We start from the raw sequence: 15995 nt of genomic DNA, 5'->3' as shown, positions 1-15995 counted from the left end.
GCTGGAGCCGTGAGCCCCCTCGACCCGGCCCTGGCCGCGCGCCTCCGGCGCACCGACGACGGACTGGTGCCGGCCGTGGTCCAGCAGCACGACACCGGCGAGGTGCTGATGCTCGGCTGGATGGACGACGAGGCGCTGGCCCGGACCCTCGGCACCGGCCGGGCGACGTACTGGAGCCGCTCGCGGCGCGAGTACTGGGTCAAGGGCGAGACCTCCGGGCACCGGCAGTGGGTCAGGGAGGTGCGGCTCGACTGCGACGGCGACACCCTGTTGGTCCGGGTCGACCAGGAGGGGCCGGCCTGCCACACGGGCACCCGCACCTGCTTCGACGCCGACCTGCTGCTCGACGCGCCGTCCGGGGGGTCGAGCCAGTCGTGAGCCGGCGCAGCTTCGGACCGGTCGTCCTGCTGGGGATCGGCTCCGGCGCCCTGACCGCGGTCGCGAGCAACCGGCCGTGGGCCGCGGTCGCCGACGACTCGGCCCGGTCGGTGGAGGGCGCCGCGGCGCTGGCCGGCAGCACCGACGCCCAGATGCCGCTGGCCGCCGCGCTGAGCCTGGTCGTGCTCGCCGCCTGGGGCGTGCTGCTGGTCACCCGCGGCTGGGTGCGGGTCGGCGTGGCCGGGCTCGGGCTGCTCGCCTCGGCCGGCGTCGTGGCGACCGTGCTGGTCGGCTACTCCCAGACCCAGGACGCCCTGCGGGAGGCGTTCGCCGGGGTCGGGGCCGACGACGTCGCGACCACCAGCACCGGCTGGTTCGTGGCCGCGGCGATCGGCTCGGTCGGCTCGCTGGTGAGCACCGCGATCGCGGTCCGGTCCGTGCACGGCTGGCCCGCGATGGGCAGCCGCTACGACGCCCCCGGGACGCGGGCGAGCGCGGCGGCGACGGCGACCGCGCGGGAGGACGGGCCGAGCGACCCGGCCCAGGCGGCGTCCGGCGACCTGTGGCGGTCGATCGACGAGGGCCGCGACCCGACCGTGTGACGTCGCTGAATAGACTGTCCCCCTCGCACTCGAGCCCGTTCCGGCAAGCACTGAGGAGCCCCCATGTCCGACAACCACGGCAACACCCCCGCAGCCTGGTCGGCGGTCTTCGTCGCCCTGGCCGGCTTCGTGGTCGGCGGCATTGCCCTGATGCTGTCGCCGGTGAGCATGGCCATGTTCTGGGTGGGCGCCGCGCTGCTGCCGGTGGCGCTGATCGTGTTCGTGGTCATGACCAAGATGGGGCTGGGCGACGTCCGCTGACCCCCGGGTCCGCGACGTACCCGGAGGAGGTCCGCATGTCCGTGCTCGACGAGATCGTCGCCGGCGTCCGGCTCGACCTCGCTGACCGCGAGGCGACGACCGGACCCGACGAGATGCGCCGGCTCGCCAACGCCGCTCCCGCGCCGCGGGACCCGATGCCCGCCTTCCGGGCGCCCGGGACCAGCGTGATCGCCGAGGTCAAGCGGCGCAGCCCGAGCAAGGGCGACCTCGCCGACATCCCCGACCCGGCCACCCTCGCCCGGGCGTACGCCGACGGGGGAGCCGCGGCGATCAGCGTGCTCACCGAGCAGCGTCGCTTCGGTGGCAGCCTGGCCGACCTGCGGGCGGTCCGGGCGGCCGTCGAGGTGCCCCTGCTGCGCAAGGACTTCGTGGTGACCGACTACCAGCTGCACGAGGCCCGGGCGACCGGGGCCGACCTGGTGCTGCTCATCGTCGCGGCCCTCGACCAGGCCACGCTGACCGCGCTGCACGACGAGGCCCGGGCGCTCGGCCTGACCGTGCTGGTCGAGGTGCACGACGCGGAGGAGGCCCGCCGTGCGGTGGACCTCGGCGCACAGCTGGTCGGCGTCAACGCGCGGAACCTCAAGACCCTCGAGGTCGACCCGGGCACGTTCGGCCGGCTGGCCCCGCTGCTGCCCGCGGACTGCGTCAGGGTCGCCGAGTCCGGGGTCACCGGCCCCGACGACGTCCGCCGCCTCGCCCAGGAGGGCGCCGACGTGGTGCTGGTCGGGGAGGCCCTGGTGCGAGACGGCGACCCCGCCGCCGCGGTCCGCGCGATGACCGGGATCGGGGCCGCCCGATGAGCTACGACGCCGACGAGCTCGGGTGGTTCGGCGACTTCGGTGGCCGGTTCATGCCCGAGGCGCTGGTCGCCGCCCTGGACGAGCTCACCGAGGCCTGGCGGGACGCCATGGCCGACCCCGGCTTCGTCGCCGACTTCGAGGCGATCCTCCGTGAGTACGCCGGCCTCCCCAGCCCGCTCTACGAGGCCCAGCGGCTCAGCGAGAAGGTGGGGGTGCGGATCCTGCTCAAGCGGGAGGACCTCAACCACACGGGCGCGCACAAGATCCGCAACGTCCTCGGCCAGGCGCTGCTGACCCGGCGCATGGGCAAGCACCGCGTGATCGCGGAGACCGGCGCCGGCCAGCACGGTGTGGCCAGCGCGACCGCCGCCGCCTACTTCGGGCTCGACTGCACCGTCTACATGGGCGCCGTGGACACCCGGAGGCAGGCGCTGAACGTGGCGCGGATGAACCTGCTGGGCGCCACGGTGGTGCCCGTCGAGTCGGGGAGCGCGACGCTCAAGGACGCGATCAACGAGGCCATGCGCGACTGGGTCGCCAGCGTCGACCACACGGCGTACCTCTTCGGCACCGCGGCCGGTCCGCACCCGTTCCCCAGCATGGTGCGCGACTTCACCCGGGGGATCGGGGACGAGGCGCGGCAGCAGGTGCTCGACCGGTTCGGCCGGCTCCCCGACGCCGTGGCCGCCTGCGTCGGTGGGGGCTCCAACGCCATCGGCCTCTTCACCGCCTTCCTCGACGACGAGGCGGTGGCGATCCACGGCTACGAGCCCGGCGGGGAGGGTGTCGACACCCCCCGTCACGCGGCCACGATCCATGCCGGCGACCGCGGGGTCCTGCACGGCGCCCGCACCTACGTGCTGCAGGACGAGGACGGACAGACCATCGAGTCGCACTCGATCTCGGCGGGACTGGACTACCCCGGGGTGGGCCCGCAGCACGCCCATCTCGCGGCCACCGGCCGGGCCACCTACGAGCCGGTGACCGACACCGAGGCCATGGACGCGATGGCGCTGCTGAGCCGGACCGAGGGGATCATCCCGGCGATCGAGTCGGCGCACGCCGTCGCCGGGGCTCTGCGCCTGGCCGAGGGGCTGCGCGAGACGAAGGGCCCCGACGCGACGATCCTGGTCAACCTGTCCGGGCGCGGCGACAAGGACATGGGCACCGCGATGGAGTGGTTCGGCCTGGGCGAGACCGCGGCCCCGCAGGCGGCTCCCGAGGAAGACGCCCGATGAGCGTGCGCGCCGCGTTCGACCGGTGCCGCGAGGAGGGCCGCGCCGCCCTGGTCGGCTACCTGCCGGCCGGCTTCCCCGACGTCGACGGTGGCGTCGAGGCGCTGCGCACGATGGTCGAGGCCGGTGTCGACGTGGTCGAGGTCGGGCTGCCCTACAGCGACCCGGTGATGGACGGCCCGACGATCCAGGCCGCGGCCCAGCAGGCGCTCGAGGGCGGCGTGCGCACCCGCGACGTGCTGCGCACGGTCGAGGCGGTCGCCTCGCTGGGCGTGCCCACCCTCGTGATGACCTACTGGAACCCGGTCGAGCGGTACGGCGTCGAGCGGTTCGCCGCGGACCTCGCCAGCGCCGGCGGCGCGGGCCTGATCACCCCCGACCTGACCCCGGACTCGGCCGCGGACTGGATCGCTGCCGCGGACGCGCACGACCTCGACAAGGTCTTCCTGGTCGCGCCGTCGTCCACCGAGGCCCGGATCGCGATGACGACGGCGGCCTGCCGGGGGTTCGTCTACGCGACCGCCGTGATGGGGGTGACCGGGGCGAGGACCACCACCTCGGACCTGGCCGGACCGCTGGTGGCCCGCACCCGGGCGGCGACCGACCTGCCCGTGGGCGTGGGCCTCGGCGTGTCCGACGGCGCGCAGGCGGCCGAGGTCGCGGCGTACGCGGACGGTGTCATCGTCGGCTCGGCGTTCGTGCGGACGCTGCTCGACGCCGGCAGCGACCGCCGCGCCGGCCTGGCCGCCCTGGGCGACCTGACCCGCGACCTGGCCGCGGGGGTGCGTCGTGGCTGAGCGCCGGCGCAGCGTCGCCGCCCTGGCCGCCGCCGCCGCGGGGGTCGTCCTGGTCGCCGGCTGCGCCGCCGCCCCGACCGGGCAGGCGACGAACGCCTCCGGCGGCGGGCTCAGCGGCACCACCATCGGCAACCCGTTCCAGGCACCGGCCGCCGAGCTCGTCGACACCGAGGGTGAGCCGTACTCGCTGGCCGCCCAGACGGACCGGCCGCTGACGCTGCTGTTCTTCGGCTACACCCACTGCCCGGACATCTGCCAGATCGTGATGTCCAACATCGCCTCCGCCCTGACCCGCCTGGACGACGCGGCGCGGGACCAGGTCGACGTGGTGTTCGTGACCACGGACCCGGCCCGGGACGACGCGACGGTGCTGCGGTCCTACCTCGACCGCTTCGACCCGTCCTTCGTGGGGCTGACCGGCGACCTGCGCACGATCGTCGAGGCCGGCGAGGAGATCGGCGTCCTCATCGACAAGGGGGACCGGCTGCCGTCCGGCGGCTTCGACATCGCCCACACCGACCGGGTCTTCGCGATCGACGGCGACGACGAGATCCCGGTCCTGTGGGGCAAGGAGACCTCGGCCGCCCAGTTCGCCGCGGACATCACCACGATCCTGGAGGACTCTCCGTGACCACGCTGCTGTCGATCCCCAGCCCCGCGAACGGGGTCTGGGAGCTCGGCCCCCTGCCGCTGCGCGCCTACGCCCTGTGCATCATCGCCGGCGTCGTCGCCGCGATCTGGATCGGCGAGCGGCGGTGGGTGGCCCGCGGCGGCACCGCCGGACAGATGTCGGACCTCGCGATCTGGGCGATCCCGTTCGGCCTGGTCGGTGCCCGGATCTACCACGTGGCGACCGACTGGCAGCTCTACTTCGGCGACGGCCAGGACCCGATCACGGCGCTCTACGTGTGGCGCGGCGGCCTGGGCATCTGGGGTGCGATCGCCCTGGGCGCGGTCGGGGCGATGATCGGTGCCCGTCGCATGGGTCTGAGCATCCGACCGGTGCTGGACACCCTGGCGCCGGGCGTCCTGGTCGCTCAGGCGTTCGGCCGCTGGGGCAACTGGTTCAACCAGGAGCTGTTCGGCCGTCCCACGGACCTGCCCTGGGCGCTCGAGATCGACGCCGAGAACCGGCCCCCGGGCTACCTGGACGCCGAGACCTTCCACCCGACGTTCCTCTACGAGTCGCTGTGGGCGCTCGCGGCCTTCGGGGTGCTGATCTGGGCGGACCGGCGGTTCCGGCTCGGCCACGGGCGGGTGCTGGCGCTCTACGTCATGCTCTACACCCTCGGCCGGGGCTGGATCGAGCTGCTCCGGATCGACGACGTGCAGCTCGACGACGTGCTCGGGCTCCGGCTCAACGCGTGGACCTCGATCATCCTGTTCCTCGCCGCCGCGGCGTACTTCGTGGTCTCCGCCCGGCGGCACCCGGGGCGCGAGGAGTCGGTGTTCCGGCCCGGCGAGGGCCCGGCGCCGACGGGGAACGCAGGGCCGGACGCCGAGGAGTCGACCGACGAGAGCGACGAGAGCGACGAGGGTGCCGAGGTGGGCACCGGCGAGACCGCCGGCCGCCCGAACGGCCCGACCGGGAGCGAGGGGGACGGCGATGGCCGACCTGGACGTTGACCACGAGCACGCCGACGTCACCGGCGGCTGGCTCCGCCCCGCCGTCTTCGGGGCGATGGACGGGCTGGTCTCCAACGCCGCGCTGATCGCCGGCGTCGCCGGCGGCACCCGCGCCGCCACCGACAGCTCCTCGGTGGTGCTCGCCGGGTTCGCGGGCCTCGCCGCCGGCGCCTTCTCGATGGCCGTGGGGGAGTACACCTCCGTCGCCAGCCAGTCCGAGGCGGCCGAGTTCGAGGTCGCGAAGGAGCGCCGGGAGATCCTCGCCAACCCGGTCGGGGAGACCGCCGAGCTGGCGGCGATGCTCACGGACAAGGGCATCGAGCCGGAGACCGCGAGCGAGGTGGCCGAGCAGATCCACCGCGACATCGACAACGCCGTCGCGGTGCATGCCATGGAGGAGTTCGGGATCGACCCCGACGACCTCGCCTCACCGATGGTGGCCGCGCTCTCGTCGTTCGCCGCCTTCGCCGTGGGCGCCTTCGTGCCGGTGCTGCCCTACCTGCTGGGCTTCGGGCTGGCCCCGGCGATGGTGCTGACGCTCCTCGCGCTGTTCGCCTGCGGGGCGCTGGTCACGCGGGTGACCAGCCGCTCCTGGTGGTACGGCGGGTTCCGGCAGATGCTGCTCGGCCTGGCCGCGTTCGTGATCACCTACGCCGTGGGCCTGGGCGTCGGCGCGGGCCTGGGCTGACCCGGTTCCGCCCACCCGGGCCGCACCGGGCGGTTAGGGTCTGCGCCATGAGACGCCCCTCTCGGACCCTGGCCACCGTGGCCGCCATGCTCGTGCTCGCCTCCGCCTGCTCGCAGGGCGACCCCGGCCGGGGGGACCGCACCCCGGGCCAGCAGGCCACCGTCGGCCTGGCCGCCGGGTCGGTGGCGGCAGAGGACCCGGTGCGGGTCGTGGCGGTCGGCGACATCGCCTGCCCACCGGACCGGCAGCAGACCGCCACCACCTGCCGGCACCGGCAGACCGCCCGGCTGGCCCGGGACCTCTCCCCGGACCACGTCATCGCGCTGGGCGACCTGCAGTACGAGAAGGGACGGCTGCGGGCCTTCCGGCGCTCCTACGACGAGTCGTGGGGTCGGCTGAAGGCGATCACCCACCCGGTCCCGGGCAACCACGAGTACTACACCGAGGAGGCCCGAGGCTTCTACCGCTACTTCGGGACCGAGGCACCCGGGTACGGCGCGTGGGACGCGGGCAGCTGGCGGGTCTACTCCCTGAACTCCAACTGCGGGGCCGTCAACTGCAAGCGCCAGGTCCGGTGGCTGGAGCGCGACCTCGAGCAGAACCCCGGCAGGTGCCGTCTGATGGCGATGCACCACCCGCGCTACTCCTCCGGCAGGGCGCACGGCAGCGACCCGTCCATGCGCCGCTTCTGGCGGGTCGCCTACCGGCACCGGCTCGACGTGGCGCTGGCCGGTCACGACCACGACTACGAGCGGTTCGCCGCCCTGAACGGTGCCGGCGACCGGCGGCCCGGGCGGGGGATCAGCTCCTTCGTCTCGGGCCTCGGCGGCAAGTCGCAGTACCGCCGCGGGGCGACCGCGCCGGGCTCGCAGCGCTTCTACGCCGGCCAGCCGGGAGTCCTGGTGCTGGCCCTCATGGAGGGCGGCTACCGCTGGCGGTTCCGCACCGTCGACGGCGAGGTGCGCGACCGGGGCCGTCGCGACTGCGTCTGACCCGTTCCGACCCCCTGTGGGGTCGCTCCACCCGGTGGTCGACCCTCGGCCCGGACCCTCGCGGGGTGCTAGGGTGACCCTTCCGCCAGGGCCAATGTCGTCCCCAGCAGATCACGTTCCACACTGCCAGTTCGTCGATCCCGGACGCCGGGGCCGACGCAGACGACGACGGGAGAATGCCCATGCACGCATTCCCGCCGCCCCAAGGGCTCTACGACGGCGAGCACGAGCACGACGCGTGCGGTGTCGCCTTCGTCGGGACCCTGACCGGCGTCCCCAGCCACGACATCGTGTCGAAGGCCCTCACCGCCCTGCGCAACCTCGAGCACCGCGGCGCTGCGGGTGCCGAGCCGAACTCCGGCGACGGCGCCGGCATCCTCATGCAGGTGCCGGACGCGTTCCTGCGCGACGAGGTCGACTTCGACCTGCCGGCACAGGGCTCCTACGCCGTCGGCACCGCGTTCCTCCCCGGTGACGCCGAGCAGGTCGCCAAGACCCGCAAGCAGATCGAGCAGATCGCCGCGGAGGAGGGCCTCGCGGTCCTCGGCTGGCGCGAGGTGCCCACGGACCCGACCACGCTCGGTGCCACGGCGCTCTCGGTGATGCCCGCGTTCGCCCAGCTGTTCGTGGCCGGTGCCGCCCAGCGGATCGCCGGCATGGCCCTGGAGCGGGTGGCGTTCTGCCTGCGACGCCGCGCGGAGCGGGAGACCGACGTCTACTTCCCGTCGCTGTCCTCGCGGACCCTGGCCTACAAGGGGATGCTCACCACCGAGCAGCTCGACCAGGTCTTCCCGGACCTGGTCGACGAGCGGGTCGCCTCGGCGATCGCGGTGGTCCACTCCCGGTTCTCCACCAACACCTTCCCGAGCTGGCCGCTCTCGCACCCGTTCCGCTTCATCGCCCACAACGGCGAGATCAACACCGTCATGGGCAACCGCAACTGGATGCGGGCCCGGGAGGCCCTGCTGGCCTCCGAGGTGATCCCCGGCGACCTCGAGCGGCTCTACCCGATCTGCACCACCGGCGCCTCCGACTCGGCCTCCTTCGACGAGGTGCTCGAGCTGCTGCACATGGGCGGCCGCTCGCTGCCGCACTCGGTGCTCATGATGATCCCCGAGGCGTGGGAGAACCACGCCGAGATGGACCGGAAGCGCCGGGCCTTCTACGAGTTCCACTCCACGATGATGGAGCCCTGGGACGGCCCCGCCTGCGTCGTCTTCACCGACGGCACCCAGGTCGGCGCGGTGCTGGACCGCAACGGCCTGCGCCCCTCCCGCTACTGGGTCACCGACGACGGCCTGGTCGTGCTGGCCTCCGAGGTCGGCGTGCTCGACCTCGACCCGGCCACGGTGGTCCGCAAGGGCCGGCTCCAGCCGGGCCGCATGTTCCTCGTCGACACCGAGGAGCACCGGATCATCGAGGACGAGGAGATCAAGGCCGAGCTGGCCGCCGAGCACCCGTACGACGAGTGGCTGCACGCCGGCATGATCCACCTCGACGACCTGCCCCAGCGCGAGCACATCGTGCACACGCACGCCTCGGTCACGCGGCGCCAGCAGATCTTCGGCTACACCGAGGAGGAGCTGCGGGTGCTGCTGACGCCGATGGCCAACAGCGGCGCCGAGCCGATCGGCTCGATGGGCACCGACACCCCGATCGCGGCCCTCTCGGAGAAGCCGCGGATGCTCTTCGACTACTTCGCGCAGCTGTTCGCGCAGGTGACGAACCCGCCGCTGGACGCGATCCGGGAGGAGCTGGTCACCTCGCTGCAGGGCGCGATCGGCCCCGAGGCGAACCTGCTGGAGCCGACGCCGGCGGCCTGCCGCCAGGTGGTGCTGCCGTTCCCGGTCATCGACAACGACGACCTGGCGAAGATCCGGCACATCAACCGCGACGGCGACATGCCCGGCTTCATCACCCACGTCTCCCGCGGCCTGTACGACGTCGAGGGCGGCGGCGAGGCCATGGCCCGGCGCATCGACGAGATCTGCGTCGAGGTGTCCGAGGCGATCGCCGACGGGGCGCGGATCATCGTGCTCTCCGACCGGCACTCCACGGCCGAGCTGGCGCCGATCCCGTCCCTGCTGCTCACCGGTGCCGTCCACCACCACCTGGTCCGCGAGAAGACCCGCACCCAGGTGGGCCTGCTGGTCGAGGCCGGCGACGTCCGCGAGGTCCACCACGTGGCCCTGCTGGTGGGGTACGGCGCGGCCGCGGTCAACCCGTACCTCGCCATGGAGTCCGTGGAGGACCTGGCCCGCGAGGGGTTCTACGTCAGCGCCGAGCCCGAGGTGGCCGTCGGCAACCTGGTCCGCTCGCTCGGCAAGGGCGTGCTCAAGGTGATGTCGAAGATGGGCGTCTCCACGGTCGCCTCCTACACCGGCGCCCAGATCTTCGAGGCGGTCGGACTGTCGCAGTCGGTCGTGGACCGCTACTTCAGCGGCACCACGTCGAAGCTCGGCGGGGTCGACCTCGACGTGATCGCCGAGGAGGTCGCCCGCCGGCACCGGACGGCGTACCCGCGCGGCGGCATCGCCCCCGCGCACCGCGAGCTGTCCATCGGCGGGGAGTACCAGTGGCGCCGCGAGGGCGAGCCGCACCTGTTCGACCCCGAGACCGTCTTCCGGCTGCAGCACGCGACCCGCAGCGGACGCTACGACGTGTTCAAGCAGTACACCTCCCGCGTCGACGAGCAGTCGGCCCGGCTGATGACGCTGCGCGGGCTGTTCCGCTTCAAGGACGCCGAGTCCGGCGGCCGGACCCCCGTGCCGCTCGAGGAGGTCGAGCCGGTCTCCGAGATCGTCAAGCGGTTCTCGACCGGCGCGATGTCGTACGGCTCCATCAGCAAGGAGGCGCACGAGACGCTCGCGGTGGCCATGAACCGCCTCGGCGGGAAGTCCAACACCGGAGAGGGCGGCGAGGACGCCGACCGCCTCTACGACCCGGAGCGACGCTCGTCGATCAAGCAGGTCGCCTCGGGCCGGTTCGGCGTCACCTCGGAGTACCTCACCAACGCCGACGACATCCAGATCAAGATGGCGCAGGGCGCCAAGCCCGGCGAGGGTGGACAGCTCCCGGGCCACAAGGTGTACCCCTGGGTCGCCAAGACCCGGCACAGCACGCCCGGCGTGGGGCTGATCTCGCCGCCGCCGCACCACGACATCTACTCGATCGAGGACCTCGCCCAGCTCATCCACGACCTGAAGAACGCCAACCCCCAGGCCCGGATCCACGTCAAGCTGGTCGCCGAGGTGGGCGTCGGCACGGTGGCCGCGGGGGTCTCCAAGGCTCACGCGGACGTCGTCCTGATCTCCGGGCACGACGGTGGCACGGGCGCCTCGCCGCTCACGTCGCTCAAGCACGCCGGCGGTCCCTGGGAGCTCGGCCTCGCCGAGACCCAGCAGACGCTGCTCCTGAACGGGCTGCGGGACCGGATCGTCGTCCAGACCGACGGCCAGCTCAAGACCGGGCGCGACGTGCTGATCGCGGCGCTGCTCGGGGCGGAGGAGTACGGCTTCGCCACGGCCCCCCTGGTCGTCTCCGGCTGCATCATGATGCGGGTCTGCCACCTCGACACCTGCCCGGTGGGGGTGGCGACCCAGAACCCGGTCCTGCGCGAGCGGTACGCCGGCAAGGCCGAGCACGTCGTGAACTTCTTCGAGTTCGTCGCCGAGGAGGTCCGCGAGCTGCTGGCCGAGCTCGGCTTCCGCACCCTCGACGAGGCGATCGGCCACGTCGAGGCCCTGGACGTCGAGCGGGCGGTCGACCACTGGAAGGCCGCCGGCCTGGACCTCTCCCCGGTGCTGCACCAGCCGACGCTGCCCGAGGGTGCCGCGCTGCGGAACACGACCGGCCAGGACCACGGCCTCGACAAGGCCCTGGACAACGAGCTGGTCCGGCTCGCGGAGCCGGCCCTCGAGCGCGGTGAGCCCGTGCGCGCCCAGCTCGAGGTGCGCAACGTCAACCGCACCGTCGGCACGATCCTGGGCCACGAGGTCACCAAGCGGCACCGCGCCGAGGGGTTGCCCGACGGCACGATCGAGATCACCTTCACCGGCTCGGCCGGCCAGTCGTTCGGGGCCTTCCTCCCGCCGGGCATCACGCTCCGGCTCGAGGGCGACGCCAACGACTACGTCGGCAAGGGGCTCTCCGGTGGCCGGATCGTGGTCCGCCCCGACCGGTCCGCGACGTTCGACGCCTCGGCGCAGATCATCGCCGGCAACACCATCGCCTACGGCGCCACGTCCGGCGAGATCTTCCTGCGCGGCCAGGCCGGGGAGCGCTTCTGCGTGCGCAACTCCGGAGCGAGCGCCGTCGTCGAGGGGGTCGGCGACCACGGGTGCGAGTACATGACCGGTGGCCGCGTGGTGGTCCTCGGCCCGACCGGCCGGAACTTCGCGGCCGGCATGTCCGGTGGCTACGCGCTGGTGCTGGACCTCGACGAGCAGCGGGTGAACCCGGAGCTGGTCGACCTGACGCCGCTCGACGACACGGCCGCCGAGGAGCTTCAGGACCTGGTCCGCCGGCACGCGGAGGAGACCGGCTCGACGGTCGCCGAGTCCCTGCTCGCCGACTGGGACGCGGCCCTGCCCCGGTTCACCCAGGTCATGCCGCGCGACTTCCGCCGGGTCCTCGAGGCCCGTGAGGCCGCCCTTGCCGAAGGGCTCGACGAGGACCAGGCCGCCGCCCGGATCATGGAGGTGCTCCATGGCTGAGCGCACTCCCGGCACCAACCTGGAAGGAGCCAGTCATGGCTGACCCCAAGGGATTCCTGAAGGACGGGCGCGAGGTCGCGCCGCGGCGCCCGGTCGAGGAGCGGATCCACGACTGGAACGAGGTCTACCCCGACGGCATCGGACGCGCCCTGCTGCCGATCATCAGCAAGCAGGCCGGCCGGTGCATGGACTGCGGCATCCCGTTCTGCCACCAGGGCTGCCCGCTGGGCAACATCATCCCCGAGTGGAACGACCTCGTCTGGCGTGACGACTGGCAGGGCGCGATCGAGCGGCTGCACGCCACGAACAACTTCCCGGAGTTCACCGGTCGCCTGTGCCCGGCCCCGTGCGAGACCTCGTGCGTGCTGGGGATCAACCAGGACCCGGTGACGATCAAGAACGTCGAGGTCGCGATCATCGACCGGGCCTGGGAGTCCGGCTACGTGCGACCGCAGCCGCCGGAGTGGCTCTCGGGTCGCACCGTCGCGGTGATCGGCTCCGGACCGGCCGGCCTGGCCGCCGCCCAGCAGCTGACCAGGGCCGGGCACACGGTCGCGGTCTACGAGCGGGCCGACAAGATCGGTGGCCTGCTGCGCTACGGCATCCCCGAGTTCAAGATGGAGAAGCGCCACCTCGACCGCCGGATGGACCAGATGAAGCGCGAGGGCACCGTCTTCCGCGCCGGCATCGACGTCGGGTCCGAGCTCACCGCCGAGGCCCTGCGCGACCGGTACGACGCGATCGTGCTGGCGATGGGCTCCACGGTCGGACGGGACCTGTCGGTCCCCGGGCGCGAGCTCGAGGGCATCCACCAGGCGATGGACTTCCTCCCGCAGGCGAACCGGGTCGCGCTCGGCGAGACCGTCGAGGAGCAGATCACCGCCGAGGGCAAGCACGTCGTCATCATCGGTGGTGGCGACACCGGGGCGGACTGCCTCGGCACCTCCACGCGACAGGGTGCGGCGTCGATCACCCAGCTCGAGATCATGCCGCAGCCGGGCGAGGTGCGGCCGGCCGGCCAGCCGTGGCCGACGTACCCGATGCTCTTCCGGGTCTCCTCGGCGCACGAGGAGGCCGGGGACCGGGTCTACGCGACCTCGACCCGGGAGTTCCTCGGCGACGAGCACGGTCGGGTCCGGGCCCTGAGCCTGGTCGAGGTGGACGGCGACTTCCAGCCGGTCGAGGGCACCGAGCGGGAGATCCCGGCCGAGCTGGTCCTGCTGGCCATGGGCTTCACGGGTCCCGAGCGGGAGGGCCTGGTCGACCAGCTGGGCGTGGAGCTCGACGAGCGCGGCAACGTCGCGCGCGACGACTCCTACGCCTCGTCGGTGGACGGCGTCTTCGTGGCCGGCGACGCCGGCCGCGGTCAGTCGCTCATCGTCTGGGCGATCGCGGAGGGTCGGGCCGCCGCCGCCGCGGTGGACACCTACCTCACCGGGTCGACGGCCCTGCCGGCGCCGATCCCACCCACCGAACGGCCCCTGGTCGTCTGAGTCGGGCCTGACCGGCCCCGATAGGGTTTCACTCGTGAGAAGAGCGAAGATCGTCTGCACCCTCGGCCCTGCCACCTCGACCCCGGAGGCGATCCGGGAGCTCGTCGAGGCGGGCATGGACGTGGCCCGGATGAACATGAGCCACGGCACCCACGCCCAGCACGCCGCGGCGTACCGCAACGTGCGCGCGGCCGCGGACGGGTCGGGCCACGGTGTGGGCATCTTCGCGGACCTGCAGGGCCCCAAGATCCGGCTCGGCACCTTCCCCGAGGGCCCGGTCGAGATCCACGCGGGCGACCCCTTCGTGATCACCACCCGCGACGTCCCCGGGGACGCGAAGGCCTGCTCCACGACGTACGCCGGGCTGCCGGGCGACGTGGCCGAGGGTGACCCGATCCTCGTGAACGACGGCAAGATCCGGCTCCGGGTCACCTCGGTGGAGGACACCGACGTGCACACCGAGGTGGTGACGGGGGGAGAGGTGAGCGACCACAAGGGGCTCAACCTGCCCGGCGTCGCGGTGTCCGTGCCCGCGATGTCCGAGAAGGACGTGGAGGACCTCCGTTTCGCGCTCTCGCTCAGCGTCGACTTCATCGCCCTGTCCTTCGTCCGGTCCGCCGCCGACGTCGACGACGTCCGCGCGGTCATGGACGAGGTCGGCGTGCACGTGCCGGTGATCGCGAAGATCGAGAAGCCCCAGGCCATCGAGAACCTCGACGAGATCATCGACGCCTTCGACGGCTTCATGGTCGCCCGGGGCGACCTCGGCGTGGAGTGCCCGCTCGAGGAGGTGCCCTTCCTCCAGAAGGCGGTCATCGACAAGGCCCGCCGCAACGCGAAGCCGGTCATCGTGGCGACGCAGATGCTGGAGTCCATGATCTCGGCCCCCGCGCCGACCCGGGCCGAGGCCTCGGACGTCGCGAACGCGGTGCTCGACGGCGCGGACGCGGTGATGCTGTCGGGGGAGACCAGCGTGGGGGAGTATCCGGTCACCACGGTCGAGACGATGGCCCGGATCCTCTCCTCGGCCGAGGACCACGGCCTGCGGCACATGGCGGCCATCGACTGGGACCCGCGCACCCGGGGCGGGGTCATCGCCAAGGCCGCCGCGGAGGTCGGTGAGCGGGTCGGCGCGTCCTACCTGGTGGCGTTCACCCAGAGCGGCGACTCGGCGAAGCGGCTCTCGCGGTACCGCGGCCAGATCCCGGTGCTGGCGTTCACGCCGGAGGTCAGGGTGCGCTCCCAGCTCGCGCTGACGTGGGGCGTGGAGACGTTCAAGACCGACCCGGTGGAGCACACCGACGAGATGGTCCGCCAGGTCGACGAGGCGCTGCTGACGATCGGCCGGGTCAAGCAGGGCGAGCTGGTCGTGATCATCGCCGGCAGCCCGCCGGGCATCCCGGGCTCGACCAACGCGCTGCGGATCCACCGGATCGGCGACGCGATCAACGAGGTCGCGCCGGCCTACCGCCGCACCCGCTGACGGGTCCCGCGGTCGCCTGACCGGGCGCGGACGTGCCCCGGGTGGGATTCGAACCCACACTGGATGGTGTTTGAGACCACTGTCTCTGCCGTTGGACTACCGGGGCCGGGCCCGCACAGGCTACCCAACCCGGGTCGCCGGATTTCACCAGCCTGACCCGCAGCCCTAGTCTGTGCGCGTGACAGCAGCAGCCAGCCCCACGACCCGTCGCGTCGTCATCGCCGAGGACGAGGCACTGATCCGCATGGACCTCGCCGAGATGCTCGGCGAGGAGGGGTACGACGTCGTGGGCCAGGCCGCCGACGGCGAGCAGGCGATCGCCCTGGCGGAGGAGCTGGCGCCGGACCTGGTGATCCTGGACGTGAAGATGCCCCGGCTGGACGGCATCACGGCCGCCGAGCGGATCGCCGAGCAGCGCATCGCTCCCGTGGTCATCCTGACCGCCTTCTCCCAGCGGGAGCTCGTGGAGCGGGCCCGTGACGCCGGCGCGATGGCGTACCTCGTCAAGCCCTTCACCCGCACCGACCTGGTGCCGGCCATCGAGATGGCCGTGAGCCGGTTCACCGAGCTGCACGCACTGGAGCAGGAGGTCGCGGACCTCGCGGAGCGGCTGGCGACCCGCAAGGCCGTCGACCGGGCCAAGGGCGTGCTCCAGAAGGACCTGGGACTCAGCGAGCCGGACGCGTTCCGGTGGATCCAGAAGACCGCGATGGACCTGCGTCTGTCCATGCGTCAGGTCGCGGACGGGGTCGTGGAGCACGGCCCGGGGCAGCCCGCTGGCTAGACCGGCCCTATGGTCCAGGTCACAACTTGACAACGTCGTGGCGTGCGCGGGTGCGGCGCCGTCCGGAGGCGTTAGTTTCGGGGGGCCGGTGGTGGTGTGCCGCCGTGAACTGTCCTG

General features: G+C 72.8%; 14 protein-coding genes and 1 tRNA gene. 14 read left to right on the top strand and 1 reads right to left on the bottom strand.

What is annotated here, in order from left to right; all coding sequences use genetic code 11:
- Positions 1–9: 9 nt before the first annotated feature.
- The 13 genes from hisI to pyk all read left to right on the top strand — a co-directional run bounded on the left by hisI (position 10) and on the right by pyk (position 15094).
- Entirely contained in the window at positions 10–378 is a 369-nt protein-coding gene (gene hisI / locus IE331_RS08745) for a phosphoribosyl-AMP cyclohydrolase (protein ID WP_192142575.1), read from the top strand.
- Positions 375–980, top strand: coding sequence for a Trp biosynthesis-associated membrane protein (locus IE331_RS08740; protein WP_192142574.1), 606 nt, complete (start codon positions 375–377; stop codon positions 978–980). The genes hisI and IE331_RS08740 overlap by 4 nt, the downstream gene beginning before the upstream one ends.
- A gap of 63 nt (positions 981–1043) precedes the next feature.
- Positions 1044–1241 (top strand): HGxxPAAW family protein, encoded by a 198-nt coding sequence (locus IE331_RS08735; RefSeq protein WP_192142573.1) that lies wholly within the window; start codon positions 1044–1046, stop codon positions 1239–1241.
- 35 nt (positions 1242–1276) lie between these two features.
- Positions 1277–2065 carry an indole-3-glycerol phosphate synthase TrpC gene (trpC, locus tag IE331_RS08730; RefSeq protein ID WP_192142572.1) on the top strand — a complete coding sequence of 263 codons (789 nt, stop codon included), beginning with the start codon at positions 1277–1279 and terminating at the stop codon, positions 2063–2065.
- Positions 2062–3303, top strand: a complete 1242-nt coding sequence (trpB, locus tag IE331_RS08725) for a tryptophan synthase subunit beta (protein WP_192142571.1) — start codon at positions 2062–2064, stop codon at positions 3301–3303. The genes trpC and trpB overlap by 4 nt, the downstream gene beginning before the upstream one ends.
- A complete protein-coding gene (gene trpA, locus IE331_RS08720) occupies positions 3300–4097 on the top strand; it encodes a tryptophan synthase subunit alpha (protein ID WP_192142570.1) in 798 nt (265 codons plus the stop codon). Before trpB ends, trpA begins: the two co-directional genes overlap by 4 nt.
- Positions 4090–4728, top strand: coding sequence for an SCO family protein (locus IE331_RS08715; RefSeq protein WP_201931482.1), 639 nt, complete (start codon positions 4090–4092; stop codon positions 4726–4728). Before trpA ends, IE331_RS08715 begins: the two co-directional genes overlap by 8 nt.
- Positions 4725–5723, top strand: coding sequence for a prolipoprotein diacylglyceryl transferase (gene lgt / locus IE331_RS08710; RefSeq protein WP_192142569.1), 999 nt, complete (start codon positions 4725–4727; stop codon positions 5721–5723). Before IE331_RS08715 ends, lgt begins: the two co-directional genes overlap by 4 nt.
- On the top strand, positions 5704–6411 hold the full coding sequence (locus IE331_RS08705) for a VIT1/CCC1 transporter family protein (RefSeq protein WP_192142568.1): 708 nt from the start codon (positions 5704–5706) through the stop codon (positions 6409–6411). Before lgt ends, IE331_RS08705 begins: the two co-directional genes overlap by 20 nt.
- 47 nt (positions 6412–6458) lie before the next feature.
- Positions 6459–7403: a metallophosphoesterase family protein gene (locus tag IE331_RS08700; RefSeq protein ID WP_192142567.1), complete on the top strand. Its 945-nt coding sequence runs from the start codon at positions 6459–6461 to the stop codon at positions 7401–7403.
- Between the two features lie 182 nt (positions 7404–7585).
- Positions 7586–12118 (top strand): glutamate synthase large subunit, encoded by a 4533-nt coding sequence (gltB, locus tag IE331_RS08695; protein ID WP_201931481.1) that lies wholly within the window; start codon positions 7586–7588, stop codon positions 12116–12118.
- 35 nt (positions 12119–12153) lie between these two features.
- Positions 12154–13611 carry a glutamate synthase subunit beta gene (locus IE331_RS08690; protein WP_192142563.1) on the top strand — a complete coding sequence of 486 codons (1458 nt, stop codon included), beginning with the start codon at positions 12154–12156 and terminating at the stop codon, positions 13609–13611.
- A gap of 34 nt (positions 13612–13645) precedes the next feature.
- Positions 13646–15094 carry a pyruvate kinase gene (gene pyk, locus IE331_RS08685; protein WP_192142561.1) on the top strand — a complete coding sequence of 483 codons (1449 nt, stop codon included), beginning with the start codon at positions 13646–13648 and terminating at the stop codon, positions 15092–15094.
- Positions 15095–15127: 33 nt separating this feature from the next.
- On the opposite strand, the gene IE331_RS08680 is transcribed toward pyk, so the two are convergent.
- Positions 15128–15200, bottom strand: a tRNA-Leu gene (locus IE331_RS08680).
- Positions 15201–15272: 72 nt separating this feature from the next.
- Here IE331_RS08680 and IE331_RS08675 point away from each other — a divergent pair.
- A complete protein-coding gene (locus tag IE331_RS08675) occupies positions 15273–15878 on the top strand; it encodes an ANTAR domain-containing response regulator (protein ID WP_318646796.1) in 606 nt (201 codons plus the stop codon).
- The last annotated feature ends 117 nt before the right edge of the window (positions 15879–15995 follow it).

Origin of the sequence: Nocardioides donggukensis (assembly GCF_014842875.1) — a bacterium.
In the GTDB taxonomy this organism is placed as follows: Bacteria; Actinomycetota; Actinomycetes; order Propionibacteriales; family Nocardioidaceae; genus Nocardioides; species Nocardioides donggukensis.
Note: the sequence above shows the minus strand (reverse complement) of the source record. Positions and strands in the feature narration are given on the sequence as shown.